Below are 17534 nucleotides of genomic sequence, written 5' to 3'. Positions count from 1 at the left end.
ACCGGTCGACCTACGGTTGCGGGTCAGCGCCGGAGTCGGACCGGCTTTCCCCACTGCGGGCGTGATGAATGTGTACCGAGTCGCACGCTACCAGCGAACACGGCGCACCAGTGCGTCGCGCATCTCACGCACCGAGCCCTGGGTCGGGGCTAGGTTGGGCTCGTCCCGCCCCGGACCACGACGAGGAGGATCACCATGGCACGGATGGCGCCGAGCAAGGTCGTGCTCCACGGTCACGAGCTCTCCTACGTCGACAGCGGCTCCGGCCCGGTGGTGCTCTTCATCCACGGGATCCTCGGATCGCAACGCCAGTGGGCCCACCTCGTCGACCAGATGGACGACGACCACCGGGTCCTGGTGCCCGACCTCTTCGGTCACGGGGAGTCGGCCAAGCCCCTTGGCGACTACTCGCTCAGCTCGCACGCCGCGACCATGCGCGACCTCCTCGACCACCTGGGCATCCAGCAGGTCACCCTCGTGGGCCATTCGCTCGGCGGCGGCATCGCCATGCAGTTCTTCTACCTCTTCCCCGAGCGGGTCGAGCGCCTGGTCCTGGTCTCCAGCGGGGGGCTGGGACGCGAGGTCAACCTCATCCTGCGCGCCGCGACGCTCCCGGGCGCCGAGCAGGTGCTGAGCGTCGTCGCCTCCGTCCCCGTCACCTCCCGGCTCCGGGCCGTGGGTCGTGGCGCCGAGAAGGTCGGCTGGCGTCCCGGGGCGGATGTCGGGGCGATCTGGCGCGGGTTCAGCTCGCTCTCCGACCGCGAGAGCAGGCGGGCCTTCCTCGCCACCACCCGCGCGGTCATCGACTTCGGCGGCCAGAGCATCAGCGCCCACGACCACCTGGGCGACGCGCTGCCGATCCCGGTCCTGATCGTGTGGGGCACCAAGGACCGGATGATCCCGGCGTCGCACGCGCTGAGCGCGCAGCAGTCGGTCCCGGAGTGCCAGGTCGAGCTGTTCGAGGGCGCGGGTCACTTCCCGCACCTCGACGACCCCGACCGGTTCGCGCGCGTGCTGCGCGACTTCATCGCCTCCGACCCTGCCCCGGGCTGACGGGGTGCCCCAGGTGCGCGGCCAGCTCGCGCCCTGAGAGCAGCTACGGCTGCCCCAAGTCCGGCGTCGATGACTCCGGGTCCCGCACCTGACCAGTGCGGTGGATCACACGTACGTGGTACGTGCGATCCACCGCACTGTCGAGATCCGTCCGGGCTCGGCGCTCTTCGCGCGGCTCGCGGCGGCCGGCGGGCTCGATCTCGTGACAGGTGCCGCGGAGCCGTGGCGATACCGGCTCCGCTCCAGGACGTCAGGACGTCAGGACAGCTTCTCCAGGATGAGCTCGCGCACCCGGCCGGCGTCGGCCTGTCCACGCATCTCCTTCATCACCACGCCGATGAGCGCACCGGCAGCGGCGTGCTTGCCGTCGCGGATCTTGTCGGCGACGTCGGGGTTGGCCGCGATCGCGATGTCGACTGCTGCGCCCAAGGCGCCGTCGTCGGAGACGACCGCGAGCCCACGGGCCGCGACGATCTCCTCGGGCGTGCCCTCACCGGCGAGCAGGCCGTCGAAGACCTGGCGGGCCAGCTTGTCGTTGATCGTCTTCGCGTCCACCAGCGCCTGCACGGCCGCGACCTGCGCGGGCGAGACACCCAGCTCGGCGATGTCGACGCCGGAGTCGTTGGCCCGACGCGCCATCTCCGAGAGCCACCACTTGCGGGCTGCCTGCGGGGCAGCGCCGGCGGCGATGGTCTCCTCGACCAGGCCGAGCGCGCCGGCACCGACGGTGTCGCGCATCTCGAGGTCGGAGAAGCCCCAGTCGGCCTGGAGCCGGTCGAGCTTCTCCCGCGGGTTCTCCGGGAGGGTGCCGGAGAGCTCCTCGACCCACGCCCGCGACGGGGCGACGGGCACCAGGTCGGGCTCGGGGAAGTAGCGGTAGTCGTCGGCGTCGGACTTCTCGCGACCGCTGGTGGTGACACCGGTGTCCTCGTGCCAGTGGCGCGTCTCCTGGAAGATCGCCTTGCCGCTGTCGAGCACCGCCGCGTGGCGCTGCATCTCGTAGCGCACGGCGCGCTCGACCGAGCGCAGCGAGTTGACGTTCTTGGTCTCGGTGCGGGTGCCGAGGGCGCCGGTGCCGACCGGGGCCAGCGACAGGTTGACGTCGGCGCGGATCGAGCCCTGGTCCATGCGGGCGTCGGAGACGCCGAGAGCCACGATCAGCTCGCGCAGCTGGGCGACGTAGGCCTTGGCGATCAGCGGCGCCTTCTCGCGGCTGCCCATGATCGGCTTGGTCACGATCTCGATCAGGGGGATGCCGGCGCGGTTGTAGTCGACCAACGAGTAGTCGGCGCCGTGGATGCGGCCGGTGGCGCCACCGACGTGCAGCGACTTGCCGGTGTCCTCCTCCATGTGGGCGCGCTCGATCTCCACGCGGTGGATCTCGCCCTCGACCATCACGTCCATGTAGCCCTCGAAGGCGATGGGCTCGTCGTACTGGCTGGTCTGGAAGTTCTTCGGCATGTCCGGGTAGAAGTAGTTCTTCCGCGCGAAGCGGCACCACTCGGCGATCTCGCAGTTGAGCGCCAGCCCGATGCGGATCGCGGACTCGACGGCCTTGCGGTTGACGACCGGCATCGCCCCGGGCAGGCCGAGGCAGACCGGGCAGACCTGGCTGTTGGGCTCGGCGCCGAACTCCGTGGGGCAGCCGCAGAACATCTTGGTGACGGTGTTGAGCTCGACGTGGACCTCGAGCCCCAGCGCGGGGTCGTAGGAGGCGAGCACGTCGTCCCAGGCGACCAGGGTGTCACTCTTGCCGGTCATGCGGGTGCCCCCTTCAGAGCGGGTGCGCGGTCGAGCAGCGGGCCGCCCCACCTGTCGGTGAGCAGCGTCTCGAGCGCGGAGCCGACGCGGTAGACCCGGTCGTCGGCCATGGTCGGGGCGAGGATCTGGATGCCGACCGGCAGCCCGTCCTCCTCGGCCAGCCCGCCGGGCACCGAGATGCCGGGGACACCGGAGAGGTTGGCGGGGATCGTGGCGAGGTCGTTGAGGTACATCGCGATCGGATCGTCGAGCTTCTCCCCCAGCTTGAACGCCGTGGTGGGAGCGGTCGGCGAGAGAAGCACGTCGGCCTGCTCGAAGGCCGCGTCGAAGTCGCGCGAGATCAGCGTGCGCACCTTCTGGGCCTGGCCGTAGTAGGCGTCGTAGTAGCCGCTGGAGAGCGCGTAGGTGCCCAGGATGATGCGGCGCTTGACCTCGTCGCCGAAACCGGCGTCGCGAGAGGCACGCATGACGTCCTCGGCGCTGGGGTCCGCGATGTCCTCGGGCAGGACCCGCAGGCCGTAGCGCATGGCGTCGAACTTGGCGAGGTTGCTGGAGGCCTCGGCCGGGAGGATCAGGTAGTAGGCCGCGAGCGCGTGGACGAACATGGGGCACGAGACCTCGACGAGGGTGGCGCCGGCATCGACCATCAGGTCGACCGACTCCTGGAAACGCTGGCGCACGCCGTCCTGGTAGCCACTACCGTTGAGCTCCTTGACGACACCGATCCGTACGCCGGTCAGGTCGCCGGTCGCGCCGAGGCGCACCGCGTCGGTCAGGTCGGGCACCGGCTGGGTGATCGAGGTGGAGTCGCGCGGGTCGTGCCCGCCGATCAGCTCGTGGAGCAGGGCTGCGTCCAGGACGGTCCGGGTGACCGGGCCGACCTGGTCGAGCGAGTTGGCCAGCGCGACCAGGCCGTAGCGCGAGATCGAGCCGTAGGTCGGCTTCACACCGACCGTGCCCGTGACGGCGCCCGGCTGGCGGATCGAGCCGCCCGTGTCGGTGCCGAGCGCGAGGGGCGCTTCGAAGGCCGCGACGGCAGCGGCCGAGCCACCGCCCGACCCACCGGGGATCCGGTCGAGGTCCCACGGGTTGTGCGTGGGGCCGTAGGCCGAGTGCTCCGTGGAGGAGCCCATGGCGAACTCGTCCATGTTGGTCTTGCCGAGGATCGGCAGGCCGGCCGCCTTGAGGCGGGCGACCACCGTGGCGTCGTACGGCGGGATCCAGCCCTCGAGGATCTTGGACCCGCAGGTCGTGGGCAGTCCCTGGGTGGCGAGGATGTCCTTCACTGCGATGGGTACGCCGTCGAGGCCGCTCGCCGGTCTGCCGGCGGCGCGACGGGCGTCGGAGGCAGCAGCCTGGGCCAGCGCGCCCTCGGCGTCGACGTGGAGGAACGCGTGGATGGCGCCGTCGACCTCACCGATGCGGTCGAGGTGGGCCTGGGTGACCTCCACCGAGGTCGTCTCGCCCGCGGCGAGCGCGTCGGCGAGCTGGGCGGCGGTGGTGCGGGTCAGGTCGCTCACTGCTCGTCCCCCAGGATCCGGGGGACGGAGAAGCGCTGCTGCTCGGAGGCCGGAGCGCCGGACAGCGCCTGAGCGGCGGTGAGGCCCGGGACCACGACGTCCTCGCGGAAGACGTTGGTCAGCGGCATCGGGTGCGACGTCGGCGGCACGTCGTCACCGGCCACGGAGCTGATGGAGGCGATGGACTCGAGGATCACCGACAGCTGGGGCGCCAGGTGGTCGAGCTCGGCGTCGTCCAGGTCGATCCGGGCGAGCGTCGCGAGGTGGGCGACCTCGTCCCTGGTGATTTCAGGCATGGGTCTGATCCTAGTTGTGGCTGAGCCGACCAACCGCTCCCGGGTGGGCGCATCTGGAAGGTTGACCGGCTGACCTCGTGCAGACCGCGCTCGCCACGACCTACGCGTCCTGGTCGAAGGTGCGGGCCGTCGAGGCCGCGCTCGCGCTCGTCGCCGGTGGCCGACACCTACGAGTCCTGAGCGTAAGGATCCTGGCCGGGCGGCCCGTGCTCGATGAGCTGCTTGAAGCCGTCCTCGTCGAGGATGCTCACCCCCAGCTGCTCGGCCTTCTCGGCCTTCGTCCCGGCGCTCTCCCCCACCACGACGTAGTCGGTCTTCTTCGACACCGAGCCGGAGGCCTTGCCACCGTGGCTGAGGATCGCCTCCTTGGCCGAGTCGCGGCTGAAGTCGACCAACGAGCCGGTGACGACGATGGTGAGGCCCTCAAGCGTGCGCGGCGTCGACTCGTCGCGCTCGTCGGCCATCGTCACCCCTGAGGCTTCCCACCGGTCGACGATGGCGCGGTGCCACTCGACGGCGAACCACTCGATGACGGCCTCCGCGATCGTCGGACCCACGCCCTCGGCCGCCGCCAGCTGCTCCTCGGTCGCCTCGCGGATGGCGCTCATCAAGCCGAACTCGGTGGCCAGCGCACGCGCCGCGGTGGGCCCGACGTGGCGGATCGAGAGCCCGACCAGCACCCGCCACAGCGGCACCGTCTTGGCGTTGTCGAGGTTGACGAGAAGCCGCTGGCCGTTGGCGGAGAGCACCCGCCCGCCGACAGCGGTGTCCTCCTCGATCTTCTTCGCGGCCCGCGTGAACAGCTCGGTGCGCAGCAGCTGGGCGGTGTCGAGGTCGAAGACGTCGCCCTCGTCGGCGATCACCCCGGCATCCAGCAGGGACGCCGCGGCTTCGTAGCCGAGGCCCTCGATGTCGAACGCGCCGCGGCCCGCCACGTGGAAGACCCGCTCGCGCACCTGGGCAGGACAGAGCTGGTGGTTGGGACAGCGCAGGTCCTTGTCACCCTCCTTCTGCTCGGCCAGCGGCGTGCGGCAGGAGGGGCACTTCGTCGGCATCCGCCACGGACGCAGCCCCTTCGGACGCAGCGCCAGCACCGGCCCGAGGATCTCGGGGATCACGTCGCCGGCCTTGCGCAGGATGACGGTGTCGCCGGGGCGTACGTCCTTGCGCTTGACCTCGTGGGCGTTGTGGAGCGTGGCGTTCTCCACGGTCGAGCCGGCCACGCGGATCGGCTCCATCACGCCGTAGGGGGTCACGCGGCCGGTGCGACCGACGTTGACCCGGATCTCGAGGAGCTTGGCGTTGACCTCCTCGGGCGGGTACTTGAAGGCGATCGCCCACCGGGGAGCCCGGCTCGTGGAGCCCAGGCGACGCTGCAGCGAGACGTCGTCGACCTTGACGACCACCCCGTCGATCTCGTGCTCGACGTCGTGGCGGTGCTCGCCATAGTGCTCGATGAACTCCTGCACCTCGCTCAGGCTCGGCAGCACCCGCACCCGGTCGGACGTGGGCAGCCCCCAGGCCTTCAGCGCGTCGTAGGCCTGGGACTGGGCGAGCGGCTCGAAGCCCTCGCGGGCCCCGATGCCGTGGCAGACCATCCCGAGGGCGCGGGTCGCGGTGACGCGCGGGTCCTTCTGGCGCAGCGAGCCGGCGGCGGCGTTGCGGGGATTGGCGAACATCGCCTTGCCGGCGTCGACCATCGAGGCGTTGAGCCGCTCGAAGGCCTCGCCGGGCAGGAACACCTCGCCGCGCACCTCGACCAGGTCGGGGGTCGGGAAGTCGTCGGAGGGCCTCAGCCGGTGCGGGATCGAGTCGATCGTCTTGACGTTGGGCGTGACGTCCTCGCCGGTCGAGCCGTCGCCCCGGGTGAGGGCACGCACGAGGCGCCCCTTCTCGTAGAGCAGGTTGATCGCGAGACCGTCGACCTTGAGCTCGCACAGCAGCGCCGGCGCCTCGACCCCGTCGCGGGCGAGACGGGCGTGCCACGCCGCGAGCTCGTCGTAGGAGAAGGCGTTGTCGAGGCTCTCCATGCGGCGCAGGTGCTCGACGGCGGTGAACTCGGTGGAGACGGCGCCGCCGACCTTCTGCGTCGGCGAGTCGGGGGTGCGCAGCTCGGGGTAGGTCTCCTCCAGCGCTTCGAGGGCGCGCAGCCGGGCGTCGAAGTCGGCGTCGGCGAGCGTCGGGTCGTCGAGGACGTAGTAGTGCCAGCGGGCATCCTCGACCTGCTCGGCCAGCTGCTGGTGCTCGTCGCGGGCCTCGGGGGTGACCGGGCTCGGCTCGGGGCTGCTCATGGCACCTATCTTGCCGGGTCCCACCGACACGACCCGACACCATCCGGGCGCCCCGCCGCTCCGAAGAACTGCCATGGCCGCCACCGAGACGACCCGTGAGCAGACCGCGCCCGGACCTTCCGTCACCCGCTTCGACGTCACCTCCGAGCCGCGGGGCGTGGTGCTGATGCTGCACGGCGGCAAGCAGGCCAGCACCCAGCCTGTCGATCACCGCAGCGCCTCGTGGCGCCGCTTCGCCGCGATGCAGCGTGCGATCACTCCCCGCGCCCATGCGGCCGGCGTCAGCACCTGGCTGGTGCGCTACTCCGTGCGCGGCTGGAACCACGGCGCCCCTGTCGACGACGCCCGCTGGGCGATCGACGAGGTACGCCGTGAGCTCGGCGACGTGCCCGTCGTGCTGCTGGGTCACTCCATGGGCGGGCGCACCGCGGTCCACGTCGCCGATGCGCCGGCGGTGGTCGGCGTCGTCGCCGTCGCCCCGTGGTGGTCGCCCGAGGACCCCGTCCGCTCCCTCGCCGGTCGACAGGTCCACGCCGCCCACGGCCGCACCGACAAGATCACCTCCGCCCGGATGACCCGCGCCTACCTCGAGCGCGCCGCTCCCCTCGCCACCTCGGCGTCCTTCACCGACATGGGCCGCGTCGGGCACTATCTGCTCCGCCGCGTCGACGCGTGGAACACCTTCGCGATCGACACGGCGCTGGATGTGCTGGGCTGAGCCTGGCCTCCGTCGAGTGACACAAACAGCATGTCCAGAGGGCCGATCGACATGCTCGTTGCGTCACTCGACGCCCCACCCTCGCTCACGCGCCCCCAGCCGCTCGTCCAGCGACGCCCCTGCCGGACCCAGACGCCACAGCTTCGGGACGAGACCGGCGCGCGACTCGGCGGCGTGCATCCGCTCGACGACCAGCCGCTCATCTCGCAGGTCGGCCCCGACGGTCTCGACGTACTCCAGGCCAGCCCGGCGGAACAGGTCCTCCCGACGTACGTCGGACCGGTGCCGGTCGCGGTCGCGGTGGTGCGCCCCGGCGTACTCCCCCACTACTCCACGATGGGGGTCCAGCAGGTCTGGGATGCCGAGGAAGCATCCGTCGAGGTCGATCACCGCGCGGTTGCACAACGGCCGCCCCCACCGGGCATCGTGCTCCCAGATGAGGCGGAATCGTGTCTCCTGCGGTGACAGGCTGCCCTCGTCGCACATCGTCAGGCAGGCAGCGACGCCACGGATGTCACGGAACCACCGCCGACTGAGCGTGTAGGTCTGCATGCGGCGCAGGGAGGTGAGCTCGGCGGCAAACACCATGTCCGCCGCGACCGTGCCCTCGCGGCCCAGACCTCTGCGGCGCATCTCGTCATAGAGCGCCCGGTGCACCCCGGCACACCGGATGCCCTGCACCACGACCACCTCGTCGGGTGGCACGGTGTCGCGGACCAGCCGGATCTGTTCGTGGGCGCGCACCCGCTTCCCGTTGGCAGCGATGGGGACAGGCAGCGACGTCGTTCCGTCCGGCGCGAATCCGTCGAAGAAGCCGCCGCCCAGGAGCCGCAGCGCCGCCCATCCCGTGACGACGGCGCGGGAGCCCATCCGCATCGACTGCTCGAGGATGCGCTGCTCCACGAGGTCGTCGCCCACCCCGGCCGGGACATAGAGGCCAGGCGTCGTACGTCGCCAGCCCGGCCCCACCCGTTGGCCGCGCGTCGGCCCGCTCCTCCCGGTCGGATCCACTCGGACAGGGCGCACCAGATCCGTCACCGGGACAGCGCGCGGTCGCCATCTGCTCTTGTCGTCAGCCATGTCCTTCGGCTGCCCGATCGACCGCCCGGGATCACCGCGGGTTCGCTGGGCTGTGGATGGGAGCGTCGAGTGACGCGCTGTGCACGTTCCAGGGGCTCCTGAGCATGCCCGATGTGTCACTCGACGCCCGCCGGACCAGACCGCCTCAGAAAAATCCGCTGGATCGGGAATCCCCCGGCGTGCCATCCTGTTGCCACGGATGAAACGGAACCGTTTCGTTTCATCCAGGTTAACGAGCCACCAACGGACAGGAGGACGGCCATGAGCGCCAGCACCGAGCACGCAGGCACCTCCGACCCGGCTCTCCCCGGCCACACCCCCACCCACACCCGTCCCCGGGTCGAGGGCGACCGCGAGCAGGAGATCCTCGACGCCACGCTCGACGTGCTCGCCGAGCTCGGCTATGACCGGCTCACCATGGACGCGGTAGCCACCCGCGCGAAGGCGTCGAAGGCGACGCTCTACCGGCGGTGGAACGACAAGGCGAGCCTGGTCATCGACGCCCTGCTCTCGCACAAGGGCCCGCTCACGGCTCCCGACACCGGCACCCTGCGCGGCGACCTCGTGGCTTCGTTCTGCGGGATGGGCGGTCTCACCGACCACAAGCAGATCGCGGTGTTCGCGAGCCTGCTGACGGCCATCGCCCGCGACGCGGACTTCGCCCTGGCATTTCGTCGCGACTTCATCGGCCCCAAGGCCGCCATCGGTCGTCAGATCTTCGAGCGCGCCCGCGAGCGTGGCGAGATCGGCCTCGACCTCGACCTCGAGCTCTTCACGACCGCGGTCCCGGGCATCGTCCTGCACCGCCTGTTCCTCCTCGGCCATGCCCCCGACGAGGCGGTCATCGCCCGCGTCATCGACCAGATCATCATGCCCGCCGCCACCTGCGGCGCCCCGAACACCGCCCCGAACACTCACGCAGACCCCGCAGACCAGAAGGAAGACTCATGACCGACACCCAAGAGACCGAGGAGCAGTCCTCGGCCAAGGAGCTCCACCTCGGGTGGGCCCTCGTGCTCATCTCGGTGGCGCAGCTGATGGTGGTGCTGGACGCCTCCATCGCCAACATCGCGCTGCCCTTCATCGGCAACGACCTCAACATCGATGACGCCAACCTCACCTGGATCGTCACCGGCTACGCCCTCGCCTTCGGTGGCCTGCTGCTGCTCGGCGGCCGCCTCGGTGACCTCTACGGCCGGCGCCGCGTCTTCATGATCGGCCTCGCCGTCTTCGCGGTCGCCTCGTTCGTCGGCGGCTTCGCCCAGAACGAAGCCATGCTGCTCTCCTCTCGTGGCCTCCAAGGTCTCGGTGCGGCGCTGGCGTCCCCGGCGGCGCTCGCCCTGATCACGACCACCTTCCCGGCCGGTCCGGCCCGCAACCGCGCGTTCGCCGTCTACGCCGCCATGTCCGGCGCGGGCGCGGCTGTCGGCCTGATCCTCGGTGGGTGGCTCACCGGCCTCGACCCGATCCTGGGCCTCGAGGGCTGGCGCCTGACCTTCCTCATCAACGTCCCGATCGGCCTGACCGCGGCGTTCCTCGCGCCGCGCTTCCTCCACGAGTCCGAGTCCCACCCGGGCGAGCTCGACGTCCCCGGAGCCATCACCGGCACGTTCGGCCTGCTCGGTCTGGTCTACGGCTTCAGCCGCGCAGGCGAAGAAGCACACGGCTGGGGCGACACGTGGACCATCGCGTCGCTGGCAGCGGGCGTCGCCCTGCTCGCCGCCTTCGCGTTCATCGAGTCGCGCGTCGCGCACCCGCTGCTGCCGGTCCGCGTCTTCGCCAACCGCACCCGAGCCACCAGCTTCCTGGTGATGGCGCTCGTCCCCGCGGCCATGTTCGCGATGTTCTACTTCCTGAGCCTCTTCATCCAGCTCGTCGTGGGCTACAGCCCGCTGCATACAGGCTTCGCGTTCCTTCCGTTCTCGGTCGGCATCGTGTTCGGCGCCGGTCTCTCCTCCACCCTGATCAACCGGATCGACCCGCGCTTCATCGCCGGCACCGGCACGCTGATGGCGGCCGCCGCGCTGTTCGGGTTCTCCCGGCTCGAGGTGCCCACCAGCACCGAGGCCCTGCTGGCGATCGGCAACGGCAGCTTCCTGGGCGACGGCGTCAACTACTGGACCTCGATCTTCCCCTTCATCATGTTGATGTCGGTGGGGATGGGCGCGGTGTTCGTGCCGCTCACCCTGACCGCGGTGCACCACCTCCGTGCGGAGGACTCCGGCATCGGCTCGGGCGTGCTCAACACGATGCAGCAGGTCGGCGGCGCCCTCGGCCTCGCGATCCTCGGCACCGTCTCGCTGCACTACGCCGACGGCACCAAGACGGCGCTGGCCCGCGACCTCGTGGCCCAGGGCGTCCCGGCCGACGCCGCAGGGGGTCTGGCCTTCATCGGCTCCTTCACCGAGGGCGCGACCGCAGCGTTCCTGGTCGGCGCCGTGCTCATCAGCATCGGCTCCGCGGCCATCTGGCTGTTCCTCAACGTCAAGCACGAGGAGCTCGCGACCGACGGCCCCGAGGGTGGCGCGCCGGTGCACGTCGGCTGACGCCGACCATCGCGTACGACGGCCCGGTCACCCCGCGTGGGTGGCCGGGCCGTGGTCCGTCCCTGAGGTCAGAACCGCCTCAGAACTGCACGCGCTCCAGGCCCGCGGTCGACGTCATGCCCACGTGCACCTCGTCGTCGAGCATCGTCAGCAGCGACGCGAGGTCGATCGACGCGGCGACGGCCCGCTGCTGCTCGGGCACCTTCCGGGAGTCGAAGCGAAACGCCACCACCTCGTCGGCACGCAGGTTGACCAGCCACACCTCCCCGGTGCCTCCCGCCCGCCAGAGCAGGTGCACGGGCCCCAGCGCGCCGTCGTACGTCTCGCACTCGAAGCCCTGCGTCGCGCACGGGTCGGCGGCCAGCCACGTCGGCGCCGCCGGCGAGGCGACCACGTCGACCTCGCGGTAGCGCACCTCGTCGCTGTCCACCGAGATCCCGATGCCGACCGCGCCGGGCCCGAACGGCCGCACCACCCGCGGGACCTCGCCGGTGCCGCTGAAGCCGGACAGCCCGGAGTAGGTCAGGAAGAAGCCCTTGAGCGCCTCGGGCGAGACCGGCACCGGGGTCGGGTCGCTGGTGTACGGCGCCTCGCCGCCCTCCCAGTCCTCGACCTCCTCCCCCGCGTCGACGACCTCCTGGTCGCTGGTGACGCTGACCCGCGGGTCCTGGACCAGCTCCTCCAGCGCCGACACGGGGATCGGCAGGTCGGCCTCGCGCGGGTCGCCCTCGATGTCCGGTCCGGAGTAGCCGGCCACGACCACCTCGTCGTCGCGCACCAGCCCGACCGAGACGTAGCCCGGGTCCTCCTCGGGCACGCGCTCCTCCCAAGCCACCACGAGGGTGCCGCCGTCGACCTCGCGCTCGACGCACCCCTCGGGCGCGCCGTCGCACCCGCGGCGTCGACTACCGGAGAGACGGTCAGCGACACGAGGTCATCGACACGTCGCCGGAGCCCGCGTCGGGGCCGGGCGTGCCGAGGCCGGTCGGGTCGCTGCCCCCGCTGCCCCCGCTGCCAGAACCGCACCCCGTGAGCGCGACGAGCGCGAGCAGGGTGGTGCCGGCGAGGGTGGCGGTCCGAGCGGCCATGGGTGTTCTCCTAGGTCAGGTGACCTGCGCTGCTCGTCACGAGCTGGAGCGCACGTCGGGTCCACGGCTCTGATGCACCGGCCAGCCCGCAGGTTGGCGAGACGAGCAGCCGGTCGCCGATCGTTGCCGGATCGAGACCGAGCATGTCGAGCCAGCGCAGCACCCGCTCGACCACCTGGGTGTCGGTGGGCTCGGGGTCCGGGTCGAGGGTCGCTACGACGCCGAGCACGACCGTCTCGCCCGCCTCGAGCGCCTCACCGAGCTGGTCGTGGTCGCGCGCACCGAGCTGGTCCAGGTCGACCGACAGTCCGCGGGCGCCGGCGCCACGCACCAGCCCCCACGGGGTCGACGGGGCACACGCGTGCACCCACGGCTCGGCACCCTCCTCGGTGATCGCCCCGAGCACCCACTCCAGGTGCTGCGACGCCTCGGGCGGGTGCACGGCCCGGTGCCGGCCGAAGCCCGACGCGGTCGGGACGGCGGCCTCGAGCACGGCCGCGAGCATCGGCTCGTCGACCTGCACCACGAGGCGGTCGACACCGGGCAGGCGACGGCGTACGTCGCGGACGTGGTCACGCAGCCCCTCCGCCAGCGCCTGCGCCAGCTCACGGCGGGCGCCGACGTCGGAGAGCAGCTTGTCTCCGCGTGGCTTCTCGACGGTCGCGGCGAGCGTCCACGGTCCGGCGACCTGGATCTTGAACGTCCCGGCGTAGTCCTGCGCCTGCTCCTCGAGGCCGTCGAGGTCCTGGGCGAGCAGGCTGCGGGCCCGCCGGTGGTCGATGCCGGGCGCGTCGGTGAGCCGCCAGCCGGCCGGCTGGAGGTCGGCGCCCAGTGCGGCCATCACCGCGAGGCCGCGACCGAGCATGCCGGCGGGAGCGCCACGGCCGGGCACTTCCGGCAGGTGGGGTACGTCGGGCAGCGAGCCGAGGACGACGCGGACGGCCTCGTCGAAGGCGGCCTGGTCGGAGCCGGGCATCGAGCCGACGGCGGTGGCCTGGGTCATGTGGTGGCCTGGGTGGCCGCGACCGTCGCGGAGACCGTCGCGGAGACCGTCGCGGAGCCGACGACACGGGTGCCGTCGTAGATCACGGCCGCCTGGCCCGGCGCGATGCCGAAGGCCGGGTCGAGGAGCTCGATGTCGACGGCGTCGTCGGCAGTCGTCACCACGGCGCGGTGCTCGCCGCCGTGGGCGCGCAGCTGCACGGTGCCCTCGAGCCGCCGCGGCACCGTGCCGCACCAGCGCGGCTTGATGCCGCTGAGCCGGTCGACGGCCAGCCGCTCGCGCGCTCCGACGGTGACGGTGCCGGAGACGGGCTCGATGTCGAGCACGAAGCGGGGCTTGCCATCGGGGGCGGGCGTGCCGATGCGCAGGCCCTTGCGCTGCCCGATCGTGAAGCCGTAGGTCCCGGTGTGGCGTCCCAGCTCCTCGCCGGTCGCGTCGTCGACGATCGCCCCGCCGTGGTTGGGGGCCCTGTCCCCGAGCTTCTCGCGCAGCCAGCCCGCGTTGTCGCCGTCGGCCACGAAGCAGATGTCGTGGCTGTCGGGCTTGTCGGCGACGAGCAGCCCGCGCTCGGCGGCCTCCGCGCGCACCGCCGACTTGTGCGTGTCACCGAGCGGGAAGAGCGAGTGCGCCAGCTGGTGCTGGTCGAGCACGCCGAGCACGTAGGACTGGTCCTTGCCGTGGTCGATCGCCCGGTGCATCTCGATCAGCCCGTCCTCGCCGGTGCGCAGCTGGGCGTAGTGGCCGGTGGCGACTGCACCGAAGCCGAGCGCGAGCGCGCGGTCCAGCACGGCGGCGAACTTGATCTTCTCGTTGCAGCGCAGGCAGGGGTTGGGCGTGCGGCCGGCGGCGTACTCGTCCATGAAGTCCTCCACGACGTCCTCGTGGAAGCGCTCGCTCAGGTCCCAGACGTAGAAGGGGATCCCGATGATGTCGGCCGCGCGACGCGCGTCGTTGCTGTCCTCGATGGTGCAGCAGCCGCGGGCGCCCGAGCGGTAGGAAGCGGGGTTGCGCGAGAGGGCGAGGTGGATGCCGGTGACGTCGTGGCCGGCCTGCGCGGCGCGGGCCGCTGCGACGGCCGAGTCGACGCCGCCGGACATGGCAGCGAGGACCTTCATGCCCCGCTCATGCCTTGGCTGCCCTCGCGCGCTCGACGCAGGGGCCGATCGCCGCGACCAGGGCATCGACATCGGCCTCGGTGCTGGTGTGGCCGAGCGAGAAGCGCAGCGAGCTGCGGGCCTCGTCGGGCTCGCGCCCCATCGCGAGCAGCACGTGCGAGGGCTGCGGCACGCCGGCCGAGCAGGCGGAGCCGGTCGAGCACTCGATGCCGCGCGCGTCGAGGAGCATCAGCAGCGAGTCGCCCTCGCAACCGGGGAAGCTCAGGTGGGCGTTGCCGGGCAGGCGGGCCGTCGGGTCGTCGAGCGCCGGGCCGTTGAGCATCGCTCCGGGCACCGCGGCCAGGACGCCCTCGACGAGGCGAGCGCGCAGCGCCCTCATGCGTACGGCGTGCTCGGGCTGGTGCTTCACGGCCAGCTCGACCGCGGCCGCGAGCCCGGCGATCGCCGGGGTGTCGACGGTGCCGCTGCGGATGTCGCGCTCCTGACCGCCGCCGTGGACCAGCGCGGTGACCGCGAGCTCTCGTCGTACGACGAGCGCGCCGACGCCGTAGGGCCCGCCGACCTTGTGCCCGGTCAGGGCCAGGGCGTCGACCCCCGAGGCCGCGAAGTCGACCGGGACGGTGCCGATGGCCTGCACGCCGTCGGTGTGGACGGGGATGCCGTGGGCCGCGGCGATGGCCACGACGTCGTCGACGGGCTGGAGCGTGCCGACCTCGTTGTTGGCCCACATGACCGAGATGAGGGCGACCGAGGCGGGGTCGCGCTCGACGGACGCGCGCAGTGCGTCGAGGTCGAGGCGGCCGTCGCGATCGACCGGCAGCAGCTCGACCTGGGCACCCTCGCCCTCACCGAGCCAGAAGACGGGATCGAGCACGGCGTGGTGCTCCACCGAGGTCGTGAGGACGCGGGTGCGGCGGGCGTCGGTGCCCTGGCGGGACCAGTAGATGCCCTTGATCGCCAGGTTGTCGGCCTCGGTGCCGCCTGCGGTGAAGACGACCTCGCCGGGACGGCAGTTGACGGCCTGCGCGATGGTCTCGCGCGACTCCTCCACGATGCGCCGGGCGCGACGCCCGGAAGCATGCAGCGAGCTGGGGTTGCCGACGTCGAGCAGGTGGGCGGTGAGCGCTTCGACCGCCGCGGGCACCATGGGCGTGGTGGCGGCGTGGTCGAGGTAGACGACCGGATCGGGACTGGACTGGCTCATTGCACCCCTAGGGTACGGCGCCTCAGGTCACCGGCGCCCATCACCACCGTCGAGCGGACCGGCTGGACGGGGTGGCCGTGTGGGGTCGTGTGCCTCAGGCAGCGCCCCACCGCGCTCTCAGGCACACGACTCGAGGGCTCAGAACAGCCCGAGCCAAGGGTGAGCGGGATGTGCGAGCGCGATCGTGTCGCGCGCCCAGGCCCGCTCGGCGTCACCCAGGAGCGGCCAGCACGCATCGAGGTCGGCGCGGTCCTTCGGCCGGTCGAGGCGCGCCTTCATCATGATCGTGACCTCGGGGCGCAGGTAGGGCACGCCGTCGTCGCCCACCCAGGTCACGTCCGCGACGGGGGCGACGTGCGCGTGCCAGCGCTTGTTGGTCCAGAGCCCGCCGGTGTCGGGCGTCAGCGGCACGTCGAGGACCCACGGCGCACCCGCGTTGCGGCGGACCCAGAGCTGGCCCTCGCGGTCGACGTCGGGTCCGCCGAGGCGATAGGGACGCATCCCGCCGGGGCCCATCGACCCGCCGACCACCCACGGCGTCCACCGCTCGCCGAGGAAGTCGCGGAAGGCAGGGGCGTCGCAGGTGAGCATCGAGACGTCGAGGTCCTCGTGCTCGCGCGCGACCCCGGTGAACGCCTCGATGCTCCACCCGCCCACGACCCACCAGGGTCGGTCGAACCCGGCCATGAAGGCGCCGATCGTGCTGGGTGTCAGCGGCTCCCACGCACCGTGCCACCGGAGGAACTCGGCGTCGTCCATCTCGGGCGGCTGGTCGGCGTTCACCGCGGAGCCACCGTCGCCATGACCGCGCGGTGGTCCGAGCCGGGCACGTCGAGGGTGCGGGTCGCGGTGACGGTCCAGGTGTCCGAGACGAGCACGTGGTCGATCGCGACCGACGGCGGCAGCAGGCTCAGCAGCGGGAAGCCACCGTCGACCGGCCAGGTGGCCGCCAGCCCGGCGTTGGTCAGCTCGGCGGCGTCGCGGTAGCCCGCGTCGACCAGGGCGCGCAGCGGGGCATGGTCGAGCGTCGCGTTGAGATCACCCGCGATCACGTCCACCTCCTCACGCTCGGCGACCTCGAGGATCGCACGGTGGTCGGACTTCCAGTCGGAGTAGAGCGTGGGTGGCGCCGGATGCACCGCGAGCACCTGCAGGTCCCCAACGCGCACGAGCATCGCGTCGAAGGTCGTGTCGAGGGACTCCACGAGCTCGATCGGCTCGCGGGCGAAGACCATCGTCGCGGTGACCGCGCCGTCGACCGCGCCGTCCTGCCCGAGCCGGTGCGGGAACACCTCGGAGAGACCGACCCGCTCCATCTCCTCCACGTCCCCGCGCGTGACCTCGCTGACGACCAGCACGTCGGTGCCGGCCTCGCTTGCCTCGACGACCAGGCGCGTCGCGTCGCCCGCCCCGGCCAGCAGGTTGGCGGTCATCACCGCGACCGTCGGCCCGCCGTCCGCAGCAGGACGCGGGACAGGACCCGAGACGAGCGGCGCGAACCACACCACGTGCAGCGCCAGGCCGGCCACAGCCACGGCGATCGGCACCGCCAGGAGCCGGTGGCGAGTGGCCCGTCGGAGCACGACGAGGAGCAGGAGCACCAGCGCGGCGGCGTACAACGGGAGCCCGGCGGGGGTGAACGCCTGCAGCTGTGCGGTGCGTGCGAGATCGGGCTCCACGAGCCGGACGACGGTGAGCAGGACCGCGGGCAGCAGCAGGACGACGACGAGCAGCCGGAAGAGGAAGCGGGGCATGGCTCGAAACTAGCGAGCCGATCGTTCAACAGGACCGCTCCCCCGTCCGTATCCCCTCCTGACCGGCCCGCACCAGCCGTCGGATCTCGAGACCCGGTCTCGGCC

General features: G+C 71.8%; 16 protein-coding genes. 4 read left to right on the top strand and 12 right to left on the bottom strand.

What is annotated here, in order from left to right; all coding sequences use genetic code 11:
• Positions 1–195: 195 nt before the first annotated feature.
• Positions 196–1053, top strand: coding sequence for an alpha/beta fold hydrolase (locus BM204_RS02760; protein WP_218031123.1), 858 nt, complete (start codon positions 196–198; stop codon positions 1051–1053).
• A 258-nt stretch (positions 1054–1311) separates the two neighbouring features.
• Here the strand turns inward: BM204_RS02760 and gatB are convergent, their stop codons facing one another.
• The 4 genes from gatB to ligA form a co-directional block, all read right to left on the bottom strand.
• Positions 1312–2814 carry an Asp-tRNA(Asn)/Glu-tRNA(Gln) amidotransferase subunit GatB gene (gene gatB / locus BM204_RS02755; protein ID WP_091110233.1) on the bottom strand — a complete coding sequence of 501 codons (1503 nt, stop codon included), beginning with the start codon at positions 2812–2814 and terminating at the stop codon, positions 1312–1314.
• A complete protein-coding gene (gene gatA, locus BM204_RS02750) occupies positions 2811–4334 on the bottom strand; it encodes an Asp-tRNA(Asn)/Glu-tRNA(Gln) amidotransferase subunit GatA (RefSeq protein ID WP_091110232.1) in 1524 nt (507 codons plus the stop codon). The genes gatB and gatA overlap by 4 nt, the downstream gene beginning before the upstream one ends.
• On the bottom strand, positions 4331–4630 hold the full coding sequence (gene gatC, locus BM204_RS02745; RefSeq protein WP_091110230.1) for an Asp-tRNA(Asn)/Glu-tRNA(Gln) amidotransferase subunit GatC: 300 nt from the start codon (positions 4628–4630) through the stop codon (positions 4331–4333). The genes gatA and gatC overlap by 4 nt, the downstream gene beginning before the upstream one ends.
• 167 nt (positions 4631–4797) lie before the next feature.
• On the bottom strand, positions 4798–6921 hold the full coding sequence (ligA, locus tag BM204_RS02740; protein ID WP_091110229.1) for an NAD-dependent DNA ligase LigA: 2124 nt from the start codon (positions 6919–6921) through the stop codon (positions 4798–4800).
• A 73-nt stretch (positions 6922–6994) separates the two neighbouring features.
• On the opposite strand from ligA, the gene BM204_RS02735 reads away from it, so the two are divergent.
• A complete protein-coding gene (locus tag BM204_RS02735; protein WP_091110227.1) occupies positions 6995–7639 on the top strand; it encodes an alpha/beta hydrolase in 645 nt (214 codons plus the stop codon).
• A gap of 63 nt (positions 7640–7702) precedes the next feature.
• Here BM204_RS02735 and BM204_RS02730 read toward each other — a convergent pair whose 3' ends face one another.
• Positions 7703–8650, bottom strand: coding sequence for a hypothetical protein (locus BM204_RS02730; RefSeq protein WP_143099638.1), 948 nt, complete (start codon positions 8648–8650; stop codon positions 7703–7705).
• Between the two features lie 330 nt (positions 8651–8980).
• On the opposite strand from BM204_RS02730, the gene BM204_RS02725 reads away from it, so the two are divergent.
• Positions 8981–9670 (top strand): TetR/AcrR family transcriptional regulator, encoded by a 690-nt coding sequence (locus BM204_RS02725; RefSeq protein ID WP_091110224.1) that lies wholly within the window; start codon positions 8981–8983, stop codon positions 9668–9670.
• Positions 9667–11265 (top strand): MFS transporter, encoded by a 1599-nt coding sequence (locus BM204_RS02720; protein ID WP_091110223.1) that lies wholly within the window; start codon positions 9667–9669, stop codon positions 11263–11265. Before BM204_RS02725 ends, BM204_RS02720 begins: the two co-directional genes overlap by 4 nt.
• A 79-nt stretch (positions 11266–11344) precedes the next feature.
• Here BM204_RS02720 and BM204_RS02715 read toward each other — a convergent pair whose 3' ends face one another.
• The 7 genes from BM204_RS02715 to BM204_RS02690 form a co-directional block, all read right to left on the bottom strand.
• Complete coding sequence (locus tag BM204_RS02715) at positions 11345–12082, bottom strand: hypothetical protein (protein ID WP_091110221.1); 738 nt, start codon at positions 12080–12082, stop codon at positions 11345–11347.
• Positions 12083–12185: 103 nt separating this feature from the next.
• Complete coding sequence (locus tag BM204_RS22500; RefSeq protein ID WP_170259061.1) at positions 12186–12353, bottom strand: hypothetical protein; 168 nt, start codon at positions 12351–12353, stop codon at positions 12186–12188.
• A 10-nt stretch (positions 12354–12363) separates the two neighbouring features.
• A complete protein-coding gene (locus tag BM204_RS02710; protein ID WP_091110220.1) occupies positions 12364–13356 on the bottom strand; it encodes a uroporphyrinogen decarboxylase/cobalamine-independent methonine synthase family protein in 993 nt (330 codons plus the stop codon).
• A complete protein-coding gene (gene mnmA / locus BM204_RS02705) occupies positions 13353–14471 on the bottom strand; it encodes a tRNA 2-thiouridine(34) synthase MnmA (RefSeq protein WP_091110218.1) in 1119 nt (372 codons plus the stop codon). The genes BM204_RS02710 and mnmA overlap by 4 nt, the downstream gene beginning before the upstream one ends.
• A gap of 7 nt (positions 14472–14478) precedes the next feature.
• Positions 14479–15675, bottom strand: a complete 1197-nt coding sequence (locus BM204_RS02700; RefSeq protein WP_091110217.1) for a cysteine desulfurase family protein — start codon at positions 15673–15675, stop codon at positions 14479–14481.
• A 138-nt stretch (positions 15676–15813) separates the two neighbouring features.
• On the bottom strand, positions 15814–16458 hold the full coding sequence (locus tag BM204_RS02695; RefSeq protein ID WP_091110215.1) for a nucleotidyltransferase domain-containing protein: 645 nt from the start codon (positions 16456–16458) through the stop codon (positions 15814–15816).
• A complete protein-coding gene (locus BM204_RS02690; RefSeq protein ID WP_091110213.1) occupies positions 16455–17429 on the bottom strand; it encodes an endonuclease/exonuclease/phosphatase family protein in 975 nt (324 codons plus the stop codon). Before BM204_RS02690 ends, BM204_RS02695 begins: the two co-directional genes overlap by 4 nt.
• Between the last annotated feature and the right edge of the window lie 105 nt (positions 17430–17534).

The organism is Nocardioides psychrotolerans (genome assembly GCF_900113685.1).
Classification (GTDB): Bacteria; Actinomycetota; Actinomycetes; order Propionibacteriales; family Nocardioidaceae; genus Nocardioides; species Nocardioides psychrotolerans.
Note: the sequence above shows the minus strand (reverse complement) of the source record. Positions and strands in the feature narration are given on the sequence as shown.